Source organism: Rhizobium herbae, assembly GCF_019511375.1.
GTDB classification, from domain to species: domain Bacteria; phylum Pseudomonadota; class Alphaproteobacteria; order Rhizobiales; family Rhizobiaceae; genus Pararhizobium; species Pararhizobium herbae_A.
In genome coordinates this window covers 968,138-994,039 of sequence record NZ_JAEUAO010000002.1, presented here as the reverse complement: position 1 = coordinate 994,039, position 25,902 = coordinate 968,138, and the positions used below count along the sequence as shown (strand labels likewise).

At 62.4% G+C, this 25,902-nt stretch carries 20 protein-coding genes; 11 read left to right on the top strand and 9 right to left on the bottom strand.

Translation table 11 applies throughout. The annotated features are described in order from the left end of the window. Positions 1-100: 100 nt before the first annotated feature. Positions 101-2,767 (bottom strand): pyruvate, phosphate dikinase, encoded by a 2,667-nt coding sequence (gene ppdK, locus JNB71_RS11985; protein WP_220371995.1) that lies wholly within the window; start codon positions 2,765-2,767, stop codon positions 101-103. 536 nt (positions 2,768-3,303) lie between these two features. Between ppdK and JNB71_RS11980 the strand changes: the two genes are divergently transcribed. Continuing rightward, positions 3,304-5,106, top strand: coding sequence for a caspase family protein (locus tag JNB71_RS11980; RefSeq protein WP_220371994.1), 1,803 nt, complete (start codon positions 3,304-3,306; stop codon positions 5,104-5,106). Here JNB71_RS11980 and JNB71_RS11975 read toward each other — a convergent pair whose 3' ends face one another. The 3 genes from JNB71_RS11975 to JNB71_RS11965 all read right to left on the bottom strand — a co-directional run bounded on the left by JNB71_RS11975 (position 5,107) and on the right by JNB71_RS11965 (position 10,470). Beyond that, positions 5,107-8,571, bottom strand: a complete 3,465-nt coding sequence (locus JNB71_RS11975) for a chromosome segregation SMC family protein (RefSeq protein WP_220371993.1) — start codon at positions 8,569-8,571, stop codon at positions 5,107-5,109. It abuts the gene before it with no gap. Between the two features lie 285 nt (positions 8,572-8,856). Beyond that, the gene (locus JNB71_RS11970; protein WP_220371992.1) at positions 8,857-9,738 is read right to left on the bottom strand and encodes a DsbA family protein; all 882 of its coding nucleotides are present in this window, start codon (positions 9,736-9,738) and stop codon (positions 8,857-8,859) included. A 126-nt stretch (positions 9,739-9,864) separates the two neighbouring features. Next, positions 9,865-10,470 (bottom strand): DUF721 domain-containing protein, encoded by a 606-nt coding sequence (locus JNB71_RS11965; RefSeq protein WP_431028713.1) that lies wholly within the window; start codon positions 10,468-10,470, stop codon positions 9,865-9,867. On the opposite strand from JNB71_RS11965, the gene mutY reads away from it, so the two are divergent. From mutY to JNB71_RS11945, 4 genes are all read left to right on the top strand, one after another. Continuing rightward, positions 10,455-11,573 (top strand): A/G-specific adenine glycosylase, encoded by a 1,119-nt coding sequence (gene mutY / locus JNB71_RS11960; protein WP_220371990.1) that lies wholly within the window; start codon positions 10,455-10,457, stop codon positions 11,571-11,573. The genes JNB71_RS11965 and mutY overlap by 16 nt on opposite strands. Next, positions 11,573-12,190 carry an HAD family hydrolase gene (locus JNB71_RS11955; protein ID WP_220371989.1) on the top strand — a complete coding sequence of 206 codons (618 nt, stop codon included), beginning with the start codon at positions 11,573-11,575 and terminating at the stop codon, positions 12,188-12,190. The genes mutY and JNB71_RS11955 overlap by 1 nt, the downstream gene beginning before the upstream one ends. A gap of 1 nt (position 12,191) precedes the next feature. Continuing rightward, positions 12,192-12,560 carry a nuclear transport factor 2 family protein gene (locus JNB71_RS11950; protein ID WP_220371988.1) on the top strand — a complete coding sequence of 123 codons (369 nt, stop codon included), beginning with the start codon at positions 12,192-12,194 and terminating at the stop codon, positions 12,558-12,560. A gap of 116 nt (positions 12,561-12,676) precedes the next feature. After that, positions 12,677-13,714: a calcium-binding protein gene (locus JNB71_RS11945; RefSeq protein ID WP_220371987.1), complete on the top strand. Its 1,038-nt coding sequence runs from the start codon at positions 12,677-12,679 to the stop codon at positions 13,712-13,714. Between the two features lie 593 nt (positions 13,715-14,307). On the opposite strand, the gene JNB71_RS11940 is transcribed toward JNB71_RS11945, so the two are convergent. From JNB71_RS11940 to JNB71_RS11930, 3 genes are all read right to left on the bottom strand, one after another. Next, complete coding sequence (locus JNB71_RS11940; protein ID WP_220371986.1) at positions 14,308-15,438, bottom strand: site-specific DNA-methyltransferase; 1,131 nt, start codon at positions 15,436-15,438, stop codon at positions 14,308-14,310. A 128-nt stretch (positions 15,439-15,566) separates the two neighbouring features. Next, positions 15,567-15,941, bottom strand: a complete 375-nt coding sequence (locus JNB71_RS11935) for an antibiotic biosynthesis monooxygenase family protein (RefSeq protein WP_220371985.1) — start codon at positions 15,939-15,941, stop codon at positions 15,567-15,569. After that, positions 15,938-16,267, bottom strand: coding sequence for an NIPSNAP family protein (locus JNB71_RS11930; protein WP_220371984.1), 330 nt, complete (start codon positions 16,265-16,267; stop codon positions 15,938-15,940). The genes JNB71_RS11935 and JNB71_RS11930 overlap by 4 nt, the downstream gene beginning before the upstream one ends. A 73-nt stretch (positions 16,268-16,340) precedes the next feature. Between JNB71_RS11930 and JNB71_RS11925 the strand changes: the two genes are divergently transcribed. Beyond that, positions 16,341-17,027, top strand: a complete 687-nt coding sequence (locus JNB71_RS11925) for an ArsR/SmtB family transcription factor (RefSeq protein ID WP_220371983.1) — start codon at positions 16,341-16,343, stop codon at positions 17,025-17,027. On the opposite strand, the gene JNB71_RS11920 is transcribed toward JNB71_RS11925, so the two are convergent. After that, on the bottom strand, positions 17,028-17,459 hold the full coding sequence (locus tag JNB71_RS11920) for a DUF1284 domain-containing protein (RefSeq protein WP_220371982.1): 432 nt from the start codon (positions 17,457-17,459) through the stop codon (positions 17,028-17,030). 369 nt (positions 17,460-17,828) lie between these two features. Between JNB71_RS11920 and JNB71_RS11915 the strand changes: the two genes are divergently transcribed. Then, positions 17,829-18,524 (top strand): HAD family hydrolase, encoded by a 696-nt coding sequence (locus JNB71_RS11915; protein WP_220371981.1) that lies wholly within the window; start codon positions 17,829-17,831, stop codon positions 18,522-18,524. 160 nt (positions 18,525-18,684) lie between these two features. On the opposite strand, the gene JNB71_RS11910 is transcribed toward JNB71_RS11915, so the two are convergent. Further along, the gene (locus JNB71_RS11910; protein WP_220371980.1) at positions 18,685-19,233 is read right to left on the bottom strand and encodes a hypothetical protein; all 549 of its coding nucleotides are present in this window, start codon (positions 19,231-19,233) and stop codon (positions 18,685-18,687) included. Between the two features lie 325 nt (positions 19,234-19,558). Here JNB71_RS11910 and thrC point away from each other — a divergent pair, with 325 nt between their 5' ends. The 4 genes from thrC to JNB71_RS11890 all read left to right on the top strand — a co-directional run bounded on the left by thrC (position 19,559) and on the right by JNB71_RS11890 (position 25,889). Then, complete coding sequence (gene thrC / locus JNB71_RS11905; protein ID WP_220371979.1) at positions 19,559-20,965, top strand: threonine synthase; 1,407 nt, start codon at positions 19,559-19,561, stop codon at positions 20,963-20,965. Positions 20,966-20,982: 17 nt separating this feature from the next. Beyond that, positions 20,983-22,284 carry a M16 family metallopeptidase gene (locus JNB71_RS11900; RefSeq protein WP_220371978.1) on the top strand — a complete coding sequence of 434 codons (1,302 nt, stop codon included), beginning with the start codon at positions 20,983-20,985 and terminating at the stop codon, positions 22,282-22,284. A gap of 81 nt (positions 22,285-22,365) precedes the next feature. Further along, complete coding sequence (locus tag JNB71_RS11895; protein ID WP_220371977.1) at positions 22,366-22,977, top strand: GNAT family N-acetyltransferase; 612 nt, start codon at positions 22,366-22,368, stop codon at positions 22,975-22,977. After that, positions 22,977-25,889 carry an EAL domain-containing protein gene (locus tag JNB71_RS11890; RefSeq protein WP_220371976.1) on the top strand — a complete coding sequence of 971 codons (2,913 nt, stop codon included), beginning with the start codon at positions 22,977-22,979 and terminating at the stop codon, positions 25,887-25,889. Before JNB71_RS11895 ends, JNB71_RS11890 begins: the two co-directional genes overlap by 1 nt. Positions 25,890-25,902 lie beyond the last annotated feature (13 nt).

Genomic DNA, 25,902 nt, shown 5'->3' with positions numbered 1-25,902 from the left:
CGGACATGAAGCTCTGCACATTCGACCGGGCCGAGTGTGAGGCCTGCGGGGATGAGGGGCTGCCCGCCAGTCAGGCGTAACCGTGGAGACGCAAGCCTCCTTACCCCTTGCCGTTGATTGCCGCCTGCGCGGCCGCGAGCCGTGCGATCGGCACGCGGAAGGGCGAGCAGGAGACGTAGTCGAGGCCGGTTTCCTCGCAGAAGCGGATGGATTCCGGATCGCCGCCGTGTTCGCCGCAGATGCCGAGCTTCAGGCCGTTCTTGGAGCGGCGGCCACGTTCGGCGGCGATCTGGATCAGTTCGCCAACGCCATCGAAGTCGAGCGAGACGAACGGGTCCTTCTCGACGATGCCCTTCTGGATGTAGGTGTTGAGGAACTGTGCGGCGTCGTCGCGGGAGATGCCGAAGGTGGTCTGCGTCAGGTCGTTGGTGCCGAAGGAAAAGAAATCGGCGGATTCGGCGATCACATGGGCGCGCAAGGCCGCGCGCGGCAACTCGATCATGGTGCCGACGAGATATTCGATGTCGATCCCCGACTCGCCGATCACCTCCCTGGCCACGGCGTCGATGCACGCCTTGACGTAATCGAGTTCGGATTTCAGGCCGACCAGAGGCACCATGATTTCCGGCACGACCGCAGCGCCGGTCTCGCGGGCAGCCTGCACGGCCGCCTCGAAGATGGCGCGGGCCTGCATTTCGGCGATCTCGGGGTAGGAGATCGCCAACCGGCAGCCGCGATGGCCGAGCATCGGGTTGAACTCATGCAATTCCTCGACCCGCTCGCGCAGTTCGGAAGGCTTGAGGTCGAGCACGGCCGAGACATCGGCGATCTCCTCCTCGGTCTTCGGCAGGAACTCATGCAGCGGCGGATCGAGCAGACGGATCGTCACCGGCAGGCCGTGCATGATCTCGAAGAGTTCCGTGAAGTCCGAGCGCTGCATCGGCAGCAGCTTGGCAAGCGACGCGCGCCGTCCGGCCTCGTCGCTGGCCAGGATCATTTCGCGCATGACATTAATGCGGTCGCCTTCGAAGAACATGTGCTCGGTGCGGCAGAGACCGATCCCTTCGGCGCCGAAGGAGCGGGCGGCGCGGGCATCGGCCGGGGTTTCGGCATTGGTGCGTACGGTCATCCGGCGGCTGGCGTCGGCCCAGGCCATGATCTTGCCGAAATCGCCGGAAAGCTCCGGCTGCAGCATCGGGATTTCACCTTTCAGCACCTGGCCCGAGGAACCGTCGATGGTGATGACGTCGCCCTTCTTCAAAGTGATGGCGGGAGCAAGGAGCAGTTCGTTGCGCGCATCGACGCGCAGATTGCCGGCGCCGGAGACACAAGGGATTCCCATGCCGCGCGCCACGACGGCCGCATGGCTGGTCATGCCGCCCCGCGAGGTCAGGATGCCTTGGGCCGCGTGCATGCCATGAATGTCCTCGGGGCTCGTCTCGACGCGCACCAGGATGACCTTGCGGCCTTCCTTCTGCGCCATCACGGCCTCTTCCGAGGTAAAGACGATCTCCCCCGTTGCGGCTCCCGGCGAGGCGGGCAGACCGGAACCGATGATGTCGCGCCGGGCATGCGGATCGATGGTCGGGTGTAGCAGTTGGTCGAGCGAAGCCGCATCGATGCGGGCGACCGCCTGCTCCTTGGTGATCATCTTGGCTTCGGCCATGTCGACGGCAATCTTCAGCGCCGCCTTGGCTGTGCGCTTGCCAGAGCGGGTCTGCAACATCCAGAGCTTGCCGCGCTCGATGGTGAATTCCAGATCCTGCATGTCGCGGTAGTGCGCTTCCAGCTTGTTGCAGATCGCCTTGAACTCCTCGAAGGCTTCCGGCATCAGCTTTTCCAGCGACGGCTTGTCGGAGCCGGAGGCGATGCGGGCCGCCTCGGTGATGTTCTGCGGCGTGCGGATGCCGGCGACGACATCCTCGCCCTGCGCATTGACGAGGAACTCGCCGTAAAGCTCGTTCTCGCCTGTCGAAGGGTTGCGGGTAAAGGCAACGCCGGTCGCCGACGTATTGCCGAGATTGCCGAAGACCATCGCCTGCACGTTGACGGCTGTGCCCCACCCGGCCGGAATATTGTGCAGATGACGATAGGTGATGGCCCGCGGGTTCATCCAGCTGGCAAAGACGGCGCCGATCGCGCCCCAGAGCTGCACTTCCGGATCCTGCGGAAAAGCCTCGCCGAGTTCCTCCTCGATTACCCGCTTGTAGAGCGAGATGACGTGCTGCCATTCGACGGCGGAAAGCTCGGTATCGTTTTCATGGCCAAGACGGCCCTTCTCGTCCTCGAGGATTTCCTCGAAAACCTCGTGATCGAGCCCCATCACCACATCGGCATACATCTGGATGAAGCGGCGATAGCTGTCCCAGGCGAACCGCGCGTCGCCCGCATCATGGCCGAGCGCCTCCACGGTGTGATCGTTGAGACCGAGATTGAGGACTGTATCCATCATGCCGGGCATCGAGGCGCGCGCGCCGGAGCGCACGGACAGGAGCAGCGGGTGTTGCGTATCGCCGAAGCGCCGGCCGGTAATCGCCTCCATCTTCTCGATGCCGGCTTTAACCTGGCTCCTCAATTCCTCGGAAATGGCGCGGCCGTCATCATAGTAGCGCGCGCAGGCATCGGTGATGATCGTCAGTCCCGGAGGCACCGGCAGGCCGAGATTGCACATCTCCGCCAGATTGGCACCCTTGCCACCGAGGTGATCGCGATCACCCGCACTTCCTTCGGCTTCTCCCCCGCCGAAGGTATAAACCCATTTCGTCATGCCCATTCTCCACCCATACGGCTCCCACCTGACGCTACATTATCCTCTTCAGGTTTAAAATGCATCGGTGGCAGAATTTTGCTGCATTGCAGCAAATCTTGAGAAAAAAGTGTGATGGGCGAACAAACTAAGGCGTCAGGCCGCGGCTCGGCAGCGGCTCAACCGTGCTTTTTCCGGTGCTGGCCATTTCACACGCGGCCGGGTTCGCTAAGCGGGATGGTACCGGCCGCATCCACGTAGAGCGGGGCGCAAGCCCTGAGCAGCAAAAGGTATCAGCTCGTGAAATCCGTCAAGCTTCAAGTCCTCGACAGTCGATACCCGCCTATCCGAAAGGCGTAACCGGTACCCTAAGTCCCAGACATGAAAAATCTTCTTATCAACTGAAGAAATATCTAGGATAAACAGCCGCACGCATCTCGCCTGGATTTGACAGGCGATCGATCGCTGCTTCGAACAATGCTTTTGTCACTATGCAAGAAACGATGAATTTTTCGCGGCCGCCAGGCGTTTCCTGATGGATGGGAGAGCGTTTCAAAATGCAGGAGATCGCAAAACGGCTGTCGGTGGTACTGGCGATTGTCTTGTTTGCGGGTGTTTGGGCATCTCATTCGGCAGACGGCCGGCGGCTTGCTCTTGTTATCGGCAGTTCGGCCTATGAGGCGGCCGGCAATCTGCCAAATGCCACAAGCGACGCAAGGAAGTTCGGCGCATTCCTCTCCAGCCAGGGATTCGACACGGAAATCATCACGGACGCAGACCGCCGGGAGTTGGCCGAGGCCGTGTCGCGCTTCGCCCGCAAGATAGACAACGACGACGTCGCTCTCTTCTATTTCGCCGGCCATGGCATGCAGTTGCGCGGCGAAAACTATCTCGTCGGCACTGACGCACGGCTTGCGAACGAATTCGACGTCGCTGCCGAGACGCTGGCGCTCACGGATGTCATCGGGGCAATCGAAAAGAAGGCGAAGATCGCCCTCTTCTTCCTCGATGCATGCCGCAACAACCCGCTTGCCAACCGTCTCAACGAACAAGTGGAGGGCGCCACCCGAAGTATGGCGACACGTGGACTGGCGCCCGTCGAAACCGAAAGCGCGGGCACGATGGTCGCGTTCGCGGCAGCCCCCGGACAGGTCGCGTTGGACGGGCGCGGCAAGAACTCCCCCTTTACCACGGCGCTGATCGGTCATCTCGCCGGCCCCGGTCTCGAAATCGGCACCGCGTTCAAGAGGGTGATCCGCGACGTTCGAAAGGCAACAGACGGCAAGCAGTCGCCGCAGATACTGTCATCGCTTTCTTTGGAGTTCTATTTCAACACCGTGCTGCCGGAGGACGAGCAAGCGCCGGTTGCCACCCCGGCTATCGACCCCGAAGCGGTGGAGGCCGAGGCTGATTTCCAAAAGGCATTACGGATCAATACGCCGCGCATCTGGAAGTTCTTTCTCGCCACGCATCGCAGCGGGGAAAAGGCCAATCTCGCCCGGCAAATACTGTCGGTCATGGAGCCAACGGCCCTTCCGCCCCTGTTCCCGACACCTGAGCAAGCCGAGAACGAACTCGCCCTTAACAGGACTGATAGAAGCAAGATTCAGCTGGCTCTTGCCGCAAAAGGCTTCGGTGCGGGAACCGCGGACGGCGTGTTTGGCGCGCAGACTCGCAAGGCCATCACCGGCTATCAGAAATCCGTCGGCATTACCGGTAGTGGCTATCTCAATGAAAAGACGGCGGAGGCGCTCGGGATCAACGTGACCAGGGCCGAGGACGGCCTTTACTCCTCGCCCATGGCGCGGCTCTACATGCCGAAGGATTTCACAGGGTTGGAGACGGATCAGCGCGTCTGGAAGGCAATCGACTGCGACCCGTGGCAGGAAAAAGTCTACGGCTCGTTCGAAGGACATATGTACGTGGTTATACATGCACGGTGGACGACGTGGAAATCGGCGGATATGGGAGCCAAACGCTGCGGCGGGCATTTGGCAACGATTGGCTCAAAGGAGGAAAACGAATTTGTCGTCTCGCTCTTCAGCAAGGACGACCGCTTGTTCGATTCCAACTATGAAGCGTCATGGAACGGCACTTACAAGAACGGACCGTGGATCGGCCTGATCCAGGACGAAAAGGGCGCTGAACCCAAGGGGGGCTGGCGCTGGGTAACCGGCGAGGCGATGACCTTCACGAAGTGGCTGCAAGGCATGCCCAATGAACACAAGCCGGGCGACGATTTCGGCATGTATTACAACCACGCTTCCGGCAAACGCGATCCGAAGGATTTGCCGGTCGAGACCTGGGACGACATGGGGCCACCGAACTCGACCAACAGTTACGTCATCGAATTCGAATGATCACACCGCTTCGCGCAGCTGCTCTGCCGTCTGCAGATCGACCGAGACGAGCTGGGAGACGCCCTGCTCGGCCATGGTGACGCCGAACAGGCGGTTCATGCGGGCCATGGTAATCGGATTGTGGGTGATGATGACGAAGCGGGTCTCCGTCGAGGCGGCCATCTCGTCCATCAGGTTGCAGTAGCGCTCGACATTGTGGTCGTCGAGCGGCGCGTCCACTTCGTCGAGCACGCAGATCGGCGCCGGGTTGGTGAGGAACACCGCAAAGATCAGCGCCATCGCCGTCAGCGCCTGTTCGCCGCCGGACAACAGCGTCATCGTCTGCGGCTTCTTGCCGGGGGGCCGGGCAAGGATTTCGAGGCCGGCATCGAGAGGATCGTCGCTCTCGATCAGTTGCAATTCGGCCGTGCCGCCACCGAACAGGTGGGTAAACAGCCTCTGGAACTGGGCATTGACGACATCGAAAGCGGCGAGAAGGCGTTCGCGGCCCTCGCGATTGAGATTCTGGATTGCCGAGCGCAGCTTGCGGATCGCGTCGATCACGTCCTCGCGCTCCCGCAGCATGGCATCGAGCTTGTCGGAGAGTTCCTTCTGCTCTTCCTCGGCCCTGAGATTGACCGCGCCGAGGCGCTCGCGCTCGATCTTCAACCGTTCCAGATCACGCTCAATCTGGCGCATGTCCGGCAGATCGCCGTCGACCAAAAGGCCGGTCAGGCGCATCACTTCATGCGGCGCGCAATTCACCGCTTCGCGAATGCGGGCTTCGACCTCAACCCGCTTTTCGCGGGCCGAAACGAGGCGCTCCTCCGCACGGCCGCGTTTTTCACGCGTTTCGGCGAGCTGCGATAGCGCCGTCGCTGCCAGCCGGTCGGCATCGCGCTGGCGGGTTTCGGCGCCGGCGAGAAGGTCCGCTGCCTGCCGGCGCGCCTCTTCCGCCTTCGACAACTCGTTCATCAATGCCCGACGCTTCTCGTCGAATTCGTCCGGCGCTTCGAGGAGTTCCTCCGCCTCCTCGCGGGCTTCGCTTTCGCGCTCGCGCAGAGTTGCGATATGCTCCTCAGCACTCGCTGCCCGGGCGTTCCAGGTCTGCCGCTCGGCGGCGATTGCCCGGATGCGGCGTTCCCGCGCCTCGTTTTCCCGGGCAAGGCCATCGTTGACCGCGCGCGCTTCGGCAACCCGCGCCCGATCGGTCGCAACGGTTGTCATCTGGCCGTTCAGCATGCGTTCGAGTTCACCGAGATCCGGCGCATCTTCCAACGCCTCGCGGGCGCCTTCCATCTGCTCGCCGATTTCCTCGGCCTGCAGGGCAAGGTGGCTCGTCGTTTCCGAGAGAACCGCGCGGCGGCGGATGAGATCGCCGGACGCCCGCTCGGCAGCCGCCAGCGCATCGCGCGCCTCGGCGAGCTTGCGCACGACCATGCGCTGCTCATCCCGTGACAACCGCAGCCGTTCGTCTTCGGCGCGGATGCGTGCGGCGGCGGCGGCAAGGTCCGTCTCGCGCAATTCCAGCTGATGGCGGGCATCGACAAGTTCGCCTTCGAGTTCGGCCAGCCGGTTCCTCTGCTCGAGCCGCAACGCCGCCGCACTCGGCGCATCGGCGCCGGTCACATGGCCGTCCCAGCGCCACACGGCACCCTGTCGTGTCACCAGACGCTGGCCGGCCTTGAGCTGAGGCAGCAGCGCCTCGGCCGTCGCGTCGCTGTCGACAATGCCGATCTGGCGCAGGCCGCGCTGGAGCGCCTGCGGTGCGCGTACGTGCGCGGTCAACGACACCGCGCCTTCCGGCAATTCCGGATCGTCCGGCCCCTCGCCCGCCATGCGCCAGTGAGCCGGCGCGTTCAGGTCGAGGGGCGATTCCAGATCGTCGCCAAGCGCGGCGCCGAGGGCGGTCTCGAAACCGCGATCGACCTGCATGTCATCGACGACCGGAGGGGCGGAACCCTGTATCGCCGTGGCTTCCAGCATGCGGCGGATCGTGCGCGCTTCCGTCTCGATGCCGTTCAGCCGGGCGCGGGCCGCCTCGACCGGTGGGCGGGCCGCAACTTCGTCCATACGCGCGGCGTTCAATGCGTCTTCTATCTCGGCGATGGCGTTTTCAGCCTGCTCCAGCGCCGCCTCGGCCGCCTCGACCTCCTCGCGCTTTTCCTGCGGATCGGGAAGTGTCGAAATCTGCCGGTCGAGGTCGTCGAGATCGCGGTTCTGGTCGGACAACTGCCGGGCAAGCCGGGCCTGCCGCTCGGAGAGATCGCGGATGGTCTTTTCGAGCTGGTTGCGCGCCGCCTGTGCCTCGGCCTTTTCGGCGGTCAGAAGCCCCAGGTGACGCTCGCTTTCGCCCAGCGCTTCGGTCGCCTCGGCTAGCCGCTCGCGCGCGTCCTCCGCCCGCTCGCCGGCTTCGGCCAGGAGGTCGGCAAGCTCGCTTTCCTCTTCGTCCAGCCGGGCGAGAATACCGGCATTGTCGGCCACGAGACGCTCCTCGCGGATGATGTCCTCGGCAAGCTGCGACAGGCGGCGCTGCAACTCGTCGCGGCGGCGCAGGATGCGGCCGGCGTCTTCCTCGAGCTGCGACTTGGCGATCTGCAGCCGCTGCAGGGCGGCCGCCGCGCGCGCCTCGCCTTCGCGCAGTTCCGGCAGCTTCAGGCTGGCGATGCCTTGTGCCTTGGCCGCCTCCATCTGCGCCTGCGCCTTTTCGGCAACGAGCGACGTCGCCTGGTTGAGGTGGCTGTCCGCCTCCGCTTCGGCGTCTTTCGCCTGCACCCAGCGGATATGCAAGAGCATCGCCTCATGACGGCGGATATCGGCCGACAGCATCTTGAAACGATTGGCCTGGCGTGACTGGCGCTTCAGGCTTTCGATCTGGCTTTCGAGCTGGGAGGTGACGTCCTCCAGCCGCTCCAGATTGGTTTCGGCTCCCCTCAGGCGCAGCTCGGCCTCGTGCCGTCGCGAATGCAGGCCCGAAATGCCGGCGGCCTCTTCCAGCAGTTGGCGGCGGGCTTGCGGCTTGGCGGCGATCAGTTCGCCAATCCGTCCCTGCCCGACCATCGACGGCGAGCGTGCGCCGGTCGAGGCGTCGGCGAACAGGAGCTGCACATCCTTGGCGCGGGCTTCCTTGCCATTGATACGATAGATCGAGCCGTTCTCGCGCTCGATGCGCCGCGTCACCTGGATCTCGTCGCTGTCGTTGAAGGCGGCGGGCGCCGTGCGGTCGGAATTGTCGAGATAAAGGCCCACTTCGGCAGTGTTGCGGGCCGGGCGCTTGCCGGAACCGGAAAAAATCACGTCGTCCATGCCCGACGCGCGCATGTTCTTGTAGGAGTTTTCCCCCATCACCCAGCGCAGCGCTTCGACGAGATTGGACTTGCCGCAGCCATTCGGCCCCACGACGCCGGTCAGCCCCCGCTCGATGACGAATTCGGAGGGTTCAACGAAGGACTTGAAACCGAGAAGACGAAGTTTTGTGAACTTCATGGTGCCGCTGCTTTCGAGTTCGGGGCAGCATACCCCCCTCTGTCACTACGTGACATCTCCCCCTCAAGGGGGGAGATCAGATGCGACAACAACTTCGCCAGGCCAGATGAAATGGGGCGTGGAGCAAATGCGACAGCTCCTTGGGGAACTGGGGCAGATCGGCGTCCTCCAATCTCCCCCCAGATGTCCCGAAGGGACAGGGGGGGGTGACCCGCCACGGATGCGAAAAATGAAAAAACGGGCGCACTGAGGCGCCCGTCGGTCATTTCGTCGAAACGCGAAGGTTCAGAGGTTCTTGTCGATAAGGGCCGACATGGTTTCAACCGACATGTCTCCGGAATACTGCTTGCCGTTGATGAAGAAGGTCGGGGTCGACTGGACGTTGAAGTCCTTGGCGCCCTTCTGCATTGTCGCGTTCACATCATCGAGAAGTTTCTGGTTCGTCAAGCAGGCCTCGAAGCTCTCCTGTGTAAAACCGGCGAGTTTCGACATCTGCAGCAGTGCGTCGCGGCCATTCGGGGCCGCAGCCCAGGTCTCCTGCTGCTTGAACAGCATCGAGACCATCGGGAAATACTGGCCTTCCGGTGCGCAGCGCGCCAGCATGAAGGCAGCCGCTGCGCGCGGATCGAACGGGAACTCGCGCACGACGAAACGAACCTTGCCGCTGTCGACATACTTCGTCTTGATCGCGTCGAAGGTTTTGTTGTGGAAGGCTGCGCAGTGCGGGCAGGTCATCGACATATATTCGACGATGGTGACCGGCGCATCCGCCTTGCCGATCGACATTTCCGGCAGCGGGCCCGGCTCCATCAGCTTGGCGACATCGACTTCGCCCTGGACCTCGGGCAGCTCGGCCTTGGCCGGTGCTGCGGCCTGCGCCATCTGCGTCTGGTTGGCGTCAGCGGTGGCGGGCTTCATGGCCGACGACATGGTCGAGGAAGTCGTCGTGCCGTCGGCGGGCTTAACTTCGGTCTTCGTCGCGGCCATCATCGAGCCGTCTGCCGGCTTGACCTCGGTCTTTGCGGCCGTTTCGGTCGTTTCCTTTGCCGGAGCGCTTGAAGCCGCGTCCTTCTTCTCATCGCTGCAGGCGGCGAGCGTCACGGCAATGGCGGCCACGGCAACGGCGCTCAGGAGACGCTTGGAAGGGCTCATTTCAGAAAAGGACATTGGTTTCACCTGTATGAGGGGATGAATGAAAACGGTCGAAAATTCGATAACTTGCCTTGCCGGAGGCGACAAGGCCCTGCCGCTCACCAAAGTTCAAACAATTGTGACCGGCTGATGATCCCCGCGTCATTTTTTGCGAGACGACAGCACGGCAGTGCCAAGCCGCTTCAAGGCCGCCTTCAGCGCATCGCTCTCGATGCCATCGACCATCTCCTCCAGATGCCGTGCCCGCTCGCCGGTCAGGGGCTTGGGTTTGCGATTGCGCTTCGGCGGCGGGGCGACCGGCTTTTGCACGATCCGCATCTGGTTGATCGCCGGAAAACCGAAGAAGCCGTTGATCCGCTGGATCAGTTCGCCCTGCGCATGAGTGAGGAACAGGGCGCGCGCGCCTTCGCAGGCAACCGTCAGCACACCGGGCTGATAGCCGCCCTCGCCCGCCGTTTCCGAGGCGCGCCGCGGCCAGGCGATCTTTTCCGGCCGGGTGCAATCGGCAAACTCCTCGCCGGCGATCTCGTCCCAGGAGCCGAGCAGCAGCGTATTGATACCCGCGCGCTTGGCGAGTACCGGGTCGATCAGGCCGTTGGCGATTTCGCTGATCTGGACGACGCCCTTGCGGGTATAAGGTTGTTTCAACAGAACGGCTTTCGATTCTCGATTTCGCCTTGAAGGATGGCGAACACTTCTCCAAGTATAGGCCCCGACCAATCTTCCGGCAAATGATGCAGCAGACATTCAAAGCGGCCGATGCGGCCAACCGGCTTCTTGCCTGGTACGACCGGCACCACCGCGACCTGCCCTGGCGGGTCTCGCCGCCGATGGCAAGGGACGGCGTGGTCGCCGATCCCTATCACGTCTGGCTGTCGGAAGTGATGCTGCAGCAGACCACGGTGCAGGCGGTCAAACCGTATTTCCACAGGTTCCTGTCTCTCTGGCCCAAGGTTACGGACCTGGCGGCGGCGGACACGGAAGAGGTGATGAAGGCCTGGGCGGGGCTTGGCTACTACGCCCGGGCGCGCAACCTGAAGAAATGCGCCGAGGCCGTCGCCGGCAATCACCAGGGCGTTTTTCCGGATACCGAGGAGGGTCTGAAGGCGCTGCCGGGGATCGGCGACTATACGGCGGCGGCCGTTGCGGCCATTGCCTTCAACCGCCAGAGCGCCGTGCTCGACGGCAATGTCGAGCGGGTGATTTCGCGGCTGCATGCGATCGAAACGCCGCTGCCGATTGCCAAGCCGCAAATGCGGGCGCTGGTGGCCAAGATGACACCGGCGGACAGGCCGGGCGATTTCGCTCAAGGCATGATGGACCTCGGCGCGACGATCTGCACGCCGAAACGGCCGGCCTGCGCTCTCTGTCCCTTCAACGATATCTGTACGGCGCTGAAGACCGCCGATCCGGAGACATATCCGCGCAAGGCCGCCAGGAAGGACAAGCCGCTGCGTGTCGGTGCTGCCTTCGTCGCCAGTTGCCCGGAAGGCGCGATCTATCTGCGCAAACGCGTCGAAACCGGCCTGCTGGGCGGCATGACCGAGGTACCGGGCACAGCCTGGACAGCGCGACTCGACGGCGAAACCTCGGTCGAGGCGCAGCCTTTTGCCGCCGGGTGGGAACCCTGCGGCACGATCACGCATGTTTTTACGCATTTTGAATTGCGCTTGTCGGTCTATCGCGCGAATGTCGCCAACCGGAACAAAAGCGGAAACGGCTGGTGGGAGCCGCTTGCCTCGCTGGAGGAGCAGGCGCTGCCGACCGTCATGAAAAAAGCAATCGCCCAGGCTATACCGAATGCCTTCCGCGGCAAGCGTGCCCAAGCCCGGGAACCGAGGAACACGTGATGCGCAGCGTCGAGATCCGCCACATCGTCTTCGATATCGGCAAGGTGCTGATCCATTACGATCCCGATATTCCGTTCAGCCGGATCATTCCCGACGAGGCGGAGCGCAAATGGTTCTTCGCCAATGTCTGCACCCATGACTGGAACATCGAGCAGGACCGCGGCCGCGACTGGCGCGAGGCGGAAGACCAGCTGATCGCCGAGCATCCGGCGCATGAGGAAAGCATTCGCGCCTTCCGCAAGCACTGGCACGAGATGGTGCCGCATGCCTATGTCGAATGCGTTTCGATCATGGAATGCCTGATCGCCAACGGCTACGACGTGACGCTTCTGACCAATTTCGCTTCCGACACCTTCAAGGAGGCGCAGAAGCTCTATCCGTTTTTGACCCTGCCGCGCGGCGTCACGGTTTCAGCGGAGGCGGGGCTGATCAAGCCGGACGTGGCGATCTACCAGACGCATGCCGAGGCCTTCGGCCTTGATCCTTCCGCAACGCTGTTCATCGACGACAACATGGTCAATGTCGAAGGCGCGCGGGCGGCGGGGTGGCATGCCGTGCTTTTCACCGACCCGCAGACGTTGAAGGCCGACCTTCTGGCCTACGGGGTCAATGTGTGAAATGGATGCCACGCCTGCGCTCGATACCGTCGCGCTGGTGAGGCGGTTTCATGCCGCCATCAGCATGCTCGATTTCGCCGCGATAGAGGCTTTCTTCACGGAGGATGCGACCTATTCCTCCGGCAAGATCGGCGGCCTCAAGGGACGCGCCGACATCATGGCGGCGTTTCGGCGCTATTTCGCCGAATATTCCGACCAGGTCGCCGAAGACAGCCTGATCGAACCGCTGTCTGCCGTTTCGGCCCGCTCGATCTGGCACCTGACAGCCACCAGCACGCTGACTGGAAAACAACTGCAGCGAGAGGGCGTTGAGGTCGTGATCTTCAACCGGGACGGCAGGATCGTCAGCGTCGAGGTCACCGACCGCTGACACGAAAAGCCCTTTTTCATATCATCAAATCGCCGCAATTGGTTCAGTTCTCATTCACCTTCATGGTCACATGATCTGCTTCAGAATTCAGCGGTTTAACAGGAAGGCATAGCATCATGGCAACGACGATATACGGCACCGACGGCGACGATATTATCCAGCAGAACAGCAAGGTCGATCTTACCGTCTACGGTCGTGGCGGCGACGACGATATCTATCTCAATCGCACCGATGACCTGGGCGGCTTCAACTATGTGGACGCGGGAACCGGCCATGACTACGTGCTGAACTACTTCGAAGGCGGCAACGAGATCCTTCTCGGCGACGGCAACGACCTCTACGTCGCCGACATCCGCGCAGGCGACGCGAGCGAGCACGACATTGTCGAAGGCGGCGCCGGCAACGACAAGTTCGTCGTCGATAGCGAGGAGAGCGACTATTACGGAGAATCCGGCAACGACACCTTCAAGTCGGTCGGCTTCGACAACTATTTCAACGGCGGCAGCGGCACAGATACGATCAGCTACCAGTTGCAGGACGAATATAGCTCCCAGCGCGGCAAGGGCGTGACGATCGACCTCGGCGCACAGGAGGCGACGACCGGCGGCGACCATGTCGAAGACCTGATCAGCATCGAGAACGCTATCGGCACGAACTATGGCGAAGACGACATCACCGGCAGTTCCGGTCGCAATGTCCTCAAGGGCCTTGCTGACGACGACATTCTCGAAGGCCTCGGCGGAAACGACGACCTCTATGGGGGCTCCGGCGACGACGACCTCGAGGGCGACTCCGGCGATGACCTCCTGGTCGGCGGCACGGGCTTCGACTTCCTGACCGGCGGCACCGGCGAGGATACGTTCGACTTCAATTCGATCCGCGAATCGGTCGTCGGCTCGAGGCGCGATGTCATCACCGACTTCCACCGCTCCGAACTGGATGTCGTCGATCTTTCGACGATCGACGCCAATGAACTGATCGGCGGCAACCAGAGTTTCACCTTCATCGGCGGGTTGAGGTTCCACGGCGAGGCCGGCGAATTGCGGTTCATCAGCGGCGCCATCTCCGGCGATACCGACGGCGACAGCGTTGCCGACTTCCAGATCAAGGTAAGCAACATCACCAAGATGTTTGCCGACGACTTTTTCGTCTAAGCCGGCGGCAATTTCTCGACGTGTCGAAGGGCTCCGCCATTGGCGGGGCCTTTTGTTTTGTACCGTGACGAAAGCCAGCAACACAGCAGCAACAGCTTCGAGAATACCCCCCTCTGTCACTTCGTGACATCTCCCCCTCAAGGGGGGAGATCGGGAATACCAGTGCCAGCCCACGCCAATCTCCCCCCTTGAGGGGGAGATGCCCGGCAGGGCAGAGGGGGTAAGGCGGCCACTGCCGTACTGTGACCCGAAAACAGAAACGCCCAGGAGCCTTGCGGATCCTGGGCGTGTAAGTCTCCCTCCGGGACTGAAGGTACGAAACCGGACGAAAACTATCTCTAGAACAGGGCAGCCTGGGCACCGTCCTGCCGGCCAATTTGCGGGTTTCCCCGCGCGTCTCGCGTGGTTGATCACGCGGCCGTCTTGGCTGCGCTCAAAGTATCCGCGGGATGGTTAAATTGTTCTAAAGGCCATGCAATCAGAGAGAGTTTCGGCTACGAATTGTCCCGCCGGACGTCGATGTAGACGCTGACGCCGCGCCTCCCTGCGGATAGCGCGGCGTCAGGAATGCTTTCAATTGTCCTGCAGTCTGCTCAGTTGAGCTTGGCCATGTCGCTGCGGATGACGGCGCGCAGGTCGTCGATGGGCCTGAGCGACGTGCCGTCTTCATAGTGCCAGAAGGTCCAGCCGTTGCAGGCGTCGAGACCTTGCACCCTGGCGCCGAGGCGATGGATCGAGCCCGCCTCGCCGCCGCTTGCCACAGTGCCGTCGGCACGGACGATGGCGCTATAGCGGCGCTTCGCATCGGTCAGCACGGTGCCCGGCTTGATCATGCCGCTCTCGATCAGCGTGTTGAAGGCGACGCGCGGTTCGGCCTTCTTGCCGGTCATGACCGACAGCGTGGCCTTGCCGAGCGGCTCGACGGCGGCGATGCGCTCGGCGGCGGCATCGATATAGCTCTGCTCGCGCTCGATACCGACGAAGTGGCGGCCGAGGCGCTTGGCGACGGCACCGGTCGTGCCGGACCCGAAGAAGGGATCGAGCACCACGTCACCCGGCTTGGTCGAGGCCATCAGGATACGGGCAAGCAGCGCTTCCGGCTTCTGGGTCGGGTGCACCTTTTTGCCCTCGTCATCCTTCAGCCGCTCGCCGCCCGAGCAGATCGGAAACAGCCAGTCGGAACGCATCTGCACGTCGTCGTTCGACGCCTTCAGGGCATCGTAATTGAAGGTGTAGCCCTTGCCCTTGGCATTCGGGCTTGCCCAGATCAGCGTCTCATGGGCGTTCTGGAACCGGCGGCCCTTGAAGTTCGGCATCGGGTTGGTCTTGCGCCAGATGATGTCGTTGAGGATCCAGAAGTTCAGGTCCTGCAACGTCGCGCCGACGCGGAAAATGTTGTGGTATGAACCGATGACCCAGAGCGTGCCGGTCGGCTTCAACACGCGGCGGCAGGCGAGCAGCCAGGCACGGGTGAAGGCGTCATAGGCCTCGAAGGAAGCGAACTGGTCCCACTCGTCATCGACCGCGTCGACCAGCGACTGGTCAGGCCGGGTGAGCGCCCCGCCGAGTTGGAGATTGTATGGCGGGTCGGCAAAGACGACATCGACGGAATTATCGGGAAGCGCTTCGAGCGCCGCGACGCAATCGCCCTTGATGATGGAATCGAGCCAGCTTGCAGGGCGGGCGCCGCGGGAGATTTCGGCCAACGAAACGACTGATGACATGGACAACTCGCTATCACGCTTACTCGGAACTGATTTCACCGCTTATGGTTACCGAACTTGGTTACCAAATGCTGAAGGCGGGCGCGGAATTTGCAGCGTCCCCTCGCCCCGCCATTCGTTCGCCAGACTTACGGCTGCGCTCCCTGCTGTTTCCTTCTCTCCTCATGATATGCCTGGCTGTCTTCCGGTGCCTCGTCTCGCTCCGTCATTCCGTAGTCACGGATGACGCTCGCGATGCGCAGTCGGTAGTCGGAAAAAGTGCTAGTGCGGCCCGCATGCTGGGCTGCCCGATGCTCGGGGCCGTTGCGCCAGGTGGCGATCGCCTCCTCGTCGCGCCAGAAGGACAGGGACAGGATCTTGCCCGGCATCTTCAGGCTCTCGAACCGCTCGATCGACAGGAAGCCGTCGATCTTTTCGAGACGCGCATGCAGCTGCGCGGCAAGCTCGAGATAGGCGCTGCGCCGGTCATCGGCAGGCGTGACCTCGAAGATGACGGCGATCACGGCGAAATCCCCTTGGCATGCGGCAGCGAAACGTTCTTCAGGAAAATCCGGTCCTCCTTGAGGATGAACCGCTCGCTTTTGGCGAACTGGTAGTTCTCCGCACCGAGTGGATCGGCGGCAAGCCTGGCGCGATAGGCTTCGTAGGCGGCAAGGCTCTCGATATTATAGACGCCATAGGCGGTGGTGGCCGAACCCTCGTGCGGCCCGAAATAGCCGATCAGGTCGGCGCCGTTGCGCGGGATCGCCTGGCCCCAGTTGCGGGCATAGGCGGCGAACTCCTCGCGCTTGAGCGGATCGATTTCGTAGCGGATGAAGCAGGTGATCATCGGGGTCTCCTCGGTTTCGATGATCCTCTTTTGCCAGCTTGAATGCGCCAAATGCTTCGGTTAGCATCGAAGTATGAAAGAAGGACCAGATATAGCCCAGATCGGAGCGCTGATCGGCGACCCGGCGCGCGCCAACATGCTGACCGCACTGATGGGCGGCAACGCGTTGACGGCGACCGAGCTTGCCGGAACGGCGGGGATCACGCTGCAGACGGCGAGTTCGCACCTGTCGAAACTGGAGGCCGGCGGCCTGATCTGCCAGCGCAAGCAGGGCCGTCACCGCTATTTCGCGCTTGCCGACGACGATGTCGGCCTTTTGCTCGAAAGCCTGATGGGGTTTGCCGCCCATCGTGGCTTCACCCGCCACCGCACCGGCCCCAGGGACCCTGCGCTGCGCAAGGCCCGCGTCTGCTACAATCATCTCGCCGGCGATTACGGCGTGCGCATGCTCGACAGCCTTGTCGCCGAGGAAGTGATCGCCGGTGCTGGCGACGACCTGACGCTGACGCAAAGCGGCGCGGAGAAAATGACGGCGCTCGGCATCGACCTTTCGGCGCTGACCAGATCCCGGCGCCCGGTCTGCCGCACCTGCCTCGACTGGAGCGAACGCCGTTCGCATCTGTCGGGCTCGCTCGGCCAGGCGCTGCTGACGCTGTTTCTCGACAAGGGCTGGGCAAGGCGCGAGACCGACAGCCGCGCCGTGCGCTTCACCGGAACCGGCGAGAAGGAATTCGCAAAGCTCTTTCCACTGTCGGCGTGATCAGCAACCGGACGAGACGACCAGCGCGCCCTCGAAGCCCGAAGCGGCGATGCCGGTACAGAGCGGCGACCATTCGCAACGCTGGCATCCCTCGCGGATGGAGTCCGCACTGAAAGCCTCGCGCATTCGCGCCAGAAAATCCTTGTCCGGAATGATCGACCGGCCCGCTCGGGCGGGCACGCCGAGCAGGTCTTCGACCGCCACGCTGGCGCTGCGATCGCGCTCCGTCACGCTGTCGCAAAAACAGTGGTGGTCGGTCTCGCCGAGCATCGGCGCGCAGATATCGTCCGGACCCTCGACGACAAGGATATCCTCGCCGGCTGAGAGGCGCTTTGCGATCAGACGATAGTTTTCCGTGAACGCAGCCGTATACCCCTTGCCGACGAAGGTGAGCATGCAGAGCAGATGATGCGGGCGCAGGCGAACGGTCATGGCGGCCTTTATGCCGGAGGAAAAGGGGTGCCGAAGCGTGTTTTACCTAGCGCGCATATATGCCGGACGCAACGCCCGCGGTTCCACCGTCTCGCCACGGGACACGACGGCACCGGGATCCCCCTGTCACTTCGTGACATCTCCCCCTCAAGCGGGGAGATCGGGAGCATGTGGCCCGTCCCGCGCCAATCTCCCCCCTTGAGGGGGAGATGCCCGGCAGGGCCGAGGGGGTGGCCGCCCCGACAGATGCGGAGCCCGCCCTTCCTGCATGGCAGCTTCCCGCCGCACGTGGTTGAGCTTTTGAGGCGCTTCGTGTACATCGCCCCCTTCGTTCCAAGGATCTGGCTTTCCCCCAAGGATTTCCCCGACATGAACAGCATTGATCTCATCATCTTCGACTGCGACGGCGTTCTGGTCGATTCGGAAATCATCGCCAGCGAGGTCGAGGCGGAACTCCTGACCGAGGCGGGTTATCCGATCAGCACCGAGGAAATGGCCGAGCGTTTTGCCGGCATGACCTGGCACAACACGCTTCTTGCCATCGAGAAGGAAGCCGACATTCCGCTTTCGGCAAACCTCATCACCAAGAACGAAGCCATCCTCGACAAGCGGCTGGCAAGCGACGTCAAGATCATCGACGGCGTCAAGCCGGTGCTGGCGCAGCTCAAACTGCCGCATTGCATCTGCTCCAACTCGACATCGAAGCGTCTCGCGATGATGCTTTCCAAGGTCGGCATCAAGGATCATTTCGGCAAGCATATCTATTCGGCCCGCGACCTCGGCGAGGACAAGGTGAAGCCGAAGCCGGACATCTTCCTGCACGGCGCCAGGCAGTTCGGCATCGATCCTTCCCGCGTGCTGGTGATCGAGGATTCCGTCCACGGCATCCATGGCGCCACGACTGCGGGCATGCGCGTCGTCGGCTTCACCGGCGCCTCGCACACTTATCCGTCCCATGCCGACAAGCTGACCGAAGCGGGTGCCGAAACCGTGATCTCGCGCATGAGCGCCCTGCCCGGCGTCATCGCCGCCTTGTCGGAATGGTCGGAGTCGCTGACGGCATAGGGCTGTTTGGTGAGTGCGTTAGCCTGAAAGGCGGCCCCGCCCACCTGCATCATCCTCGGGCATGACCCGAGGATCCATTCTCGAGTTGCTTCAAATCGGTCGTCGCGGGGGGCCTGGATCCTCGGGTCAAGCCCGAGGATGACGGCGTATGGGGCTCCGCCTATTTCTTCTTCTTGACCGGCCCCTCGTCGAAGCCGACATAGACTTTGGCGAAATCGCCGGCGCCGCCGGGCAGCGCGACGTTGGTCTTGGTGAAGATGAACTGGGTGGCGCCGACACCGGCCGGAACCTCGACCGGATATTGCGTCAGTTCGGAATAGAGCGTCTTCTTGCCATCGGTCGCGGCCACGCGGATCGGCAGGTTGACGCTGCCGGCGCCACCGGCCGGGCCTGAAACGACGCGGCCCTGGACGACGACGGTCATCACCAGCTGGCTTTCGTTCTGGACGCACTGGCGTGTCGTGTCGGCCAGCGAGGCCTGGTAGACGATCTTGGTGGGATCGTCCTTGGCGCCCTTGGCATAGGTGCGGTAGTTCGCCGTTCCGTCGAGCAGATAGACCTGCGGGCAGGTACCTTGGATGACGGCGGGGGTTGACGCGGCCGCACTGCCGCCGGCATCGATCGCTCCGCCGGTATCCGTTTTGTTGCAGCCCGCTATGACGACGAGAAGTGAGATTCCGAGAAGACGGCTGGAGATTTTACCAAACACCTGAGTTGACCCTCTGCCTTGCACCATTGATGTCGCGGGACGGACTGACCGGAAAATAAGGATTTTTTCGGTTTGATCCCCCTGCAACTGGGCCTTTCAAGACCCTTGGCGATGGTCTATAGCAGCGACGCATCGAAAAATCGATTGGAGTCTCAAGGCGCAAGGTCAATTTTTCGGTCCCCGTCAAAACGCGGCGGAAGGCGGCTGGAAAGACCAACGACAGAGCTGCAAGACGATATTTGCGTCCGCCTGGCCAAGGGCCGACGCAAAATTAGAGTGCCGATCAATTCTCGCCGCAACCTCCGCGGCAGCCAGACGACGAAGGATGGTCACGGTGAAGTATGTCTCGACGCGGGGCGAAGCCCCTTCGCTCAATTTTTGCGATGCGCTTCTGGCGGGTCTTGCCCGCGACGGCGGTCTCTACGTGCCGAAGGAATGGCCGCGGTTTTCCAAGAAGGAAATCCGGGCGTTGCGCGGCAGATCCTATCAGGAGATCGCCTTCACCGTCCTTTCGCCCTTCGTTGACGGCGAAATCCCCGAAGATGCCTTCCGGGCGATGATCAACGAGGCCTACGCAACCTTCCGCCATCCGGCGATCGCGCCGCTCGTCCAGACCGGGCCGAACGCCTTCGTCATGGAACTGTTCCACGGTTCGACGCTTGCCTTCAAGGACGTGGCCATGCAGTTGCTCGGGCGGCTGATGGACCATGTGCTTGCCCAGCGCAACCAGCGCGCAACGATCGTCGGAGCTACCTCCGGCGACACTGGGGGGGCCGCGATCGACGCCTTTGCCGGCCGCGACCGGACCGACATCTTCATCCTCTTCCCGCATGGCAAGGTCTCGCCGGTGCAGCAGCGGCAGATGACCACCTCCAAGGCGGCCAACGTCCATGCACTGGCGGTCGAGGGCAATTTCGACGACTGCCAGAACCTGGTCAAAGCCATGTTCAACGACGTCGCCTTCCGCGACCGCGTGGCGCTTTCCGGCGTCAATTCGATCAACTGGGCGCGCATCATGGCCCAGATCGTCTACTACTTCACCACCGCGCTTACCCTCGGCGGGCCGGACCGGAAAATCTCCTTCACGGTCCCGACCGGCAATTTCGGCGATATTTTTGCCGGCTACGTTGCGATGCAGATGGGGTTGCCGATCGACAAGCTGATTGTCGCCACCAATGAGAACGATATTCTCGCCCGCACCCTGAAGACCGGCCGCTACGAGATGCGCGACGTCAAGGCGACAACCTCGCCATCGATGGACATCCAGATCTCCTCGAATTTCGAGCGGCTGCTGTTCGAGGCCTATGATCGCGACGCCTCCAAGGTGCGCGGCGCCATGGCCAGCCTGCAGCAATCCGGCGCCTTCGAGATCGAGGAAAACGCGCTGAAGTTCATCCGCAAGGTGTTCCGCGCGGGCCGTGCGACCGAAAAGGAGGTCGCCAAGACCATCCGCTCGACGCTGGAGGCGACCGGTTATCTGCTCGACCCGCATACGGCGATCGGCGTTTTCGTCGCCGGCAAGCATGAAAAGCCGAACACGCCGATGGTGACGCTTTCCACCGCCCATCCGGCGAAATTCCCGGCCGCAGTAAAATCGGCCAGTGGTATTGACCCGGCGCTTCCAACGTGGCTTGCTGATCTGATGGTCAGGGAGGAGCGTTTCGATATTCTGGAGCCGGAGCTGAAGACCGTTGAAAACTTTATCAGCGAGCACGCCCGCATCCTGAGCTAAAGGACGCAGAAAGACGTATGATGAAAGTTGAGTGCACCCGGCTCCAGTCCGGGTTGACCGTCGTCACCGAGAACATGCCGCATCTTGAAAGCGTCGCCCTCGGTGTCTGGATCAAATCCGGTTCACGCGATGAAACCACGGACGAGCACGGAATTGCCCATCTGCTGGAACATATGGCGTTCAAGGGCACAGCGCGGCGAACCGCCCGCGACATTGCCGAGCAGATCGAAAATGTCGGGGGCGAAGTCAACGCCGCCACCTCAACCGAAACAACGTCCTATTACGCCCGCATCCTTCAGGACGACGTTCCGCTCGCCGTCGACATTCTCGCCGACATCCTGACGGAATCCTCCTTCGATGAAGACGAACTGCAGCGGGAAAAACACGTCATCCTGCAGGAGATCGGCGCCGCCAACGACACGCCCGACGATGTCGTCTTCGACAAGTTCGCCGAAACCGCCTTTGCCAACCAGACGGTCGGACGGCCGATCCTCGGCACGCCGGACACGGTTCTTTCCTTCACGCCCGAGCAGATCCGCGCCTATCTCGGCCGCAACTACACCACCGACCGCATGTTCGTGGTCGGTGCCGGCGCCCTTGATCATGATAGCTTCGTGCGACAGGTTGAAGACCGCTTTGCCAGCCTTCCGCAAAAGCCGGCCACCGCGCCGCTTGCTGACGCCGCCCGCTATACCGGCGGCGATGTGCGGGAGGACCGTGACCTGATGGACGCACAGGTCCTGCTCGGTTTCGAGGGCAAGGCCTATCATGCCCGCGATTTCTACTGTTCGCAGATTCTCGCCAATATTCTCGGCGGCGGCATGTCATCGCGCCTCTTCCAGGAAGTGCGCGAACATCGCGGTCTCTGTTATTCGGTCTATGCCTTCCACTGGGGCTTTTCCGATACCGGCATCTTCGGCGTTCATGCGGCGACCGGCGGCGAGAACCTGCCGGAACTGATGCCCGTCATCATCGATGAATTGCGCAAGTCGTCGATGACCATAGAGCAGCAGGAAATCGACCGCGCCCGCGCCCAGATCCGCGCGCAGTTGCTGATGGGCCAGGAAAGCCCCGCCGCCCGCGCCGGCCAGATCGCCCGCCAGATGATGCTCTACGGCCGACCGATCCCGAACGAGGAACTGGTGGAGCGCCTGTCCGGCATTACCATGGAGCGCCTGACGGACCTGGCCGGGCGCTTGTTCTTCGACACGACCCCGACACTTTCGGCAATCGGACCGCTCGAGAAGCTGGCGCCGATGAACGATATCCTCGGTGCATTGTCCAACAAGGCGGTTCAAGCTCGCGCCGCCAACGGTTAATACTTATTTTGAAGGGCGACCTGCGGGCGTTCTTCGAGCGCCTCGCATCACGGCAACACCCCACGCGCCGCGGAGGCATATATGACACGATCGGTCTTTCGGTTTCTGTCACGGCAGCCGAATCCGGTCGAGATTGCCAATGCTACGTATTTGCTGCGCCTGCCCAAGGCATCCGATTATCGGCAATGGTATCAACTGCGTAGCGAAAGCCGCGCGTTCCTTGAGCCCTGGGAGCCAACCTGGCGCGCCGACGAAATGACCGAGAGTGCCTTTCGCAGCCGCGTCATCCGCAACGAGCAGGAATTTTCCTCCGGCCAGGCCGTGCCACTGTTCATTTTCCTGCGCGCGCAGGACCAGCTGGTCGGTGGCCTGACCATCGGCTACATCCGCCGTGGAGCCGCCCAATGCTGCATGATCGGCTACTGGATGGGCGAGCGGCACGCCGGCAAGGGCCATATGGCTGAGGCCGTCAAGCTTGCCATTCCCTACATCTTTTCCAGCCTTCAGTTGCACCGCATCGAAGCAGCCTGTATTCCCGAGAACCAGAGAAGTATCCGGCTCCTTGAAAAGGCCGGGTTTCAGCGTGAAGGCTACTTGCGGGAATATCTGAAAATCAACGGGCAATGGCGGGATCACCTCATGTTCTCCCTTCTCTCGCAGGACAGCGTGCAACCCAAGAATTTGAGTGATTGATGTCTTTGAATTGCCTGCCTCTCTATGCCTCAGCACGACGGTTTCTGGCGCTTCTCACCGCCATGATGACCATGGTCTGCCTGCTGGGTAGCGGCGCAGCATTTGCCACGGAACCTGTCAAGATTTCGCGTGAGGACACCGCACTCGACCTGACGGCGACGACGGAAATCTATACCGGCCGCGGCGAAGCCTTCCAGGTCTCGACTGCCCCGGGCACCGACGGCATCGTCCGGCGCATCGAAGTGCGGTCGAGCGCTGATAACCACCAGGGCGACTGGGCCGTTTTTGCGCTCGCCAATGTTTCGGAAGAGCAGCTGGAGCGCGTCATCGTCGCCCCGCATTTCCGCCTGGTGAATTCCAAGCTGTTCTGGCCGGACCTCGGCTCGCAGCGCATTCTCTCGATCACGCCCAGCGAAGGCTTTGCGCTCGACCGGCAGCCGAGCGACGAAGCCGACGTGTTTCGCATCACGCTGAACCCCGGCTCGGTCATTACCTTCGTGGCCGAACTGGCGGGGCCGGACCTGCCGCAGATCTACCTCTGGCAGCCCGATGCCTACAAGGACACGGTCAACGCCTTCACTCTCTATCGCGGCATCGTGCTCGGCATTGCCGGCCTGCTTGCGGTGTTCCTGACGATTCTCTTCGTCGTCAAGGGCACCTCGATGCTGCCGGCGACGGCTGCGCTCGCCTGGGCGGTGCTTGCCTATATCTGCGTCGATTTCGGCTTCCTGTCGAAGCTGATCAGCATTACCGCAGGTGACGAACGCATATGGCGCGCCGGAACCGAAGTGTTCCTGGCCGCTGGCCTTGTGATCTTCCTGTTCACCTATCTCAACCTCAACCGTTGGCACCAGCATCTGAGCTATGCGACGCTTGCCTGGATCCTCGGCCTCGGTCTCTTGTTCGGCGTCGCCATCTACGACCCGGCGATCGCATCGGGTATCGCCCGGCTCTCCTTCGCGCTGACCGGCACCTGCGGCATATTTCTGATCGCCTATCTCGGCTTCAATCGTTACGACCGGGCCATCCTTTTGGTGCCCGCCTGGTTGTTGATCCTCGTCTGGCTGTTCGGCGCATGGCTGACGGTCACCGGCCAGCTTGCCAATGACATCGTCCAGCCCGCGCTCGGCGGCGGTCTCGTCCTGATCGTGCTTTTGATCGGCTTTACGGTCATGCAGCACGCGTTTGCCGGCGGTGCCTACAGCCAGGGCCTGTTCTCCGACCTCGAGCGTCAGTCGCTGGCCCTGACGGGCTCCGGCGATACCGTCTGGGACTGGGACGTGGCACGCGATCGCGTCGTCACAATTCCCGACATCTCGGCGCAACTCGGCCTTTCGCCCGGGACCATGCATGGGCCCGCGCGCAACTGGCTGCCGCGCCTGCATCCGGACGACCGCGACCGGTTTCGCGCCACGCTCGACGTGCTGCTGGAACATCGCAAAGGGCGGCTGAACCACGAATTCCGCGTGCGCGCCGAGGACGGTCACTACCACTGGCTCTCGATCCGAGCGCGGCCGGTGCTTGGCGCCAATGGCGAAATCATCCGCTGCGTCGGCACCATCGTCGACATCACCGAACAGAAGACCTCTCTCGACCGCCTGCTGCACAACGCGCTTCACGACAATCTGACGGGTTTGCCGAACCGGCAGATCTTCCTTGACCGGCTGCAGTCCATCCTGTCGCTGACGCCGGGCTCAAATGCCGTGCGGCCGACCGTGCTGACGATCGATATCGATCGCTTCAAGCAGGTCAACGAGGCGCTCGGCATTGCCGCCGGCGACAACATCCTGATTGCGCTGACCCGCCGCCTGCGCCGGCTCCTGAAGCCGCAGGACACGCTGGCCCGCCTGGTCGGAGACGAGTTCGGCCTGATCCTGATGTCGGAGCGCGACCCCGCCAAGGTCGCCGACTTTGCCGACGCCGTTTCCAAGGCGATCATGGTGCCGCTCAATTTCGGCAACCGCGAAATCAATCTCACCGCCTCGATCGGCCTGGTCTCCTGGGTCGATCAGCAGGAAAATGCCGCTGGGCTGCTCGATGACGCCGAGCTCGCAATGTACCGCGCCAAGAAGGCGGGCGGTAACCGTGTCGAGCCCTTCCGCCCGGCCTTCCGCACCTCCGGCACCGACCGCCTGCAACTGGAAAACGACCTGCGTCGCGCCATCGAGCGCAAGGAATTGACCCTTGTCTATCAGCCGATCGTGCGCCTGGTGGACGCCGAGATCGCCGGTTTCGAAGCCCTCATGCGCTGGGAGCATCCGAAACGCGGCAGCATCTCACCGTCAGAGTTCATCCCGATCGCGGAAGGCACCGATCTCATCAACCAGCTTGGCATGTTCGCTTTCGAGAAGGCGACCAGCGACCTGACGGACTGGCAGCTCCAGACCGGCGACCTGCCGATCTTCGTCTCCATCAACCTGTCGAGCGCCCAGTTGCTCAACAATGACCTGCATGACGATGTCCGGGCGATTCTGAACAAGAACCACTGCGATCCGCAGAAGGTGAAGGTGGAGCTCACCGAATCACTGGTCATGGAAAACCCGGAACAGGCGCGTCTGGTGCTGGAAAAGCTAAAGGATGCCGGCCTGAAGCTGGCGCTCGACGACTTCGGCACCGGCCATTCCTCGCTTGCCTACCTCACCCGCTTCCCCTTCGATACGATCAAGATCGACAAGGCACTGGTCAAGGATCCGAGCGACAAGCGGACGATCCTGCTCCGCTCGGTCATCACCATGGCGCGCGAACTCGACATGCAAGTCGTCGCCGAAGGCATCGAATCCGAGGAGGATGCCGTCCAGCTGGCCCAGCTGGGTTGCGATTTCGGCCAGAGCTTCCTCTTCGGTCCGCCGATCGGCTCGGAATCGATCCTGCGGCTGTTGAAGGAACGCTTTCCGCTGATGAAGCGGGCGTAGCTGGTGGCTAGTA

Coding starts and splice junctions, on each gene's coding strand:
- ppdK (WP_220371995.1), bottom strand. CDS start 2,767: ATGACGAAATGGGTTTATACCTTCGGCGGGGGAGAAGCCGAAGGAAGT.
- JNB71_RS11980 (WP_220371994.1), top strand. CDS start 3,304: ATGCAGGAGATCGCAAAACGGCTGTCGGTGGTACTGGCGATTGTCTTG.
- JNB71_RS11975 (WP_220371993.1), bottom strand. CDS start 8,571: ATGAAGTTCACAAAACTTCGTCTTCTCGGTTTCAAGTCCTTCGTTGAA.
- JNB71_RS11970 (WP_220371992.1), bottom strand. CDS start 9,738: ATGTCCTTTTCTGAAATGAGCCCTTCCAAGCGTCTCCTGAGCGCCGTT.
- mutY (WP_220371990.1), top strand. CDS start 10,455: ATGATGCAGCAGACATTCAAAGCGGCCGATGCGGCCAACCGGCTTCTT.
- JNB71_RS11965 (WP_431028713.1), bottom strand. CDS start 10,470: ATGTCTGCTGCATCATTTGCCGGAAGATTGGTCGGGGCCTATACTTGG.
- JNB71_RS11955 (WP_220371989.1), top strand. CDS start 11,573: ATGCGCAGCGTCGAGATCCGCCACATCGTCTTCGATATCGGCAAGGTG.
- JNB71_RS11950 (WP_220371988.1), top strand. CDS start 12,192: ATGGATGCCACGCCTGCGCTCGATACCGTCGCGCTGGTGAGGCGGTTT.
- JNB71_RS11945 (WP_220371987.1), top strand. CDS start 12,677: ATGGCAACGACGATATACGGCACCGACGGCGACGATATTATCCAGCAG.
- JNB71_RS11940 (WP_220371986.1), bottom strand. CDS start 15,438: ATGTCATCAGTCGTTTCGTTGGCCGAAATCTCCCGCGGCGCCCGCCCT.
- JNB71_RS11930 (WP_220371984.1), bottom strand. CDS start 16,267: ATGATCACCTGCTTCATCCGCTACGAAATCGATCCGCTCAAGCGCGAG.
- JNB71_RS11925 (WP_220371983.1), top strand. CDS start 16,341: ATGAAAGAAGGACCAGATATAGCCCAGATCGGAGCGCTGATCGGCGAC.
- JNB71_RS11920 (WP_220371982.1), bottom strand. CDS start 17,459: ATGACCGTTCGCCTGCGCCCGCATCATCTGCTCTGCATGCTCACCTTC.
- JNB71_RS11915 (WP_220371981.1), top strand. CDS start 17,829: ATGAACAGCATTGATCTCATCATCTTCGACTGCGACGGCGTTCTGGTC.
- thrC (WP_220371979.1), top strand. CDS start 19,559: ATGGTCACGGTGAAGTATGTCTCGACGCGGGGCGAAGCCCCTTCGCTC.
- JNB71_RS11900 (WP_220371978.1), top strand. CDS start 20,983: ATGATGAAAGTTGAGTGCACCCGGCTCCAGTCCGGGTTGACCGTCGTC.
- JNB71_RS11895 (WP_220371977.1), top strand. CDS start 22,366: ATGACACGATCGGTCTTTCGGTTTCTGTCACGGCAGCCGAATCCGGTC.
- JNB71_RS11890 (WP_220371976.1), top strand. CDS start 22,977: ATGTCTTTGAATTGCCTGCCTCTCTATGCCTCAGCACGACGGTTTCTG.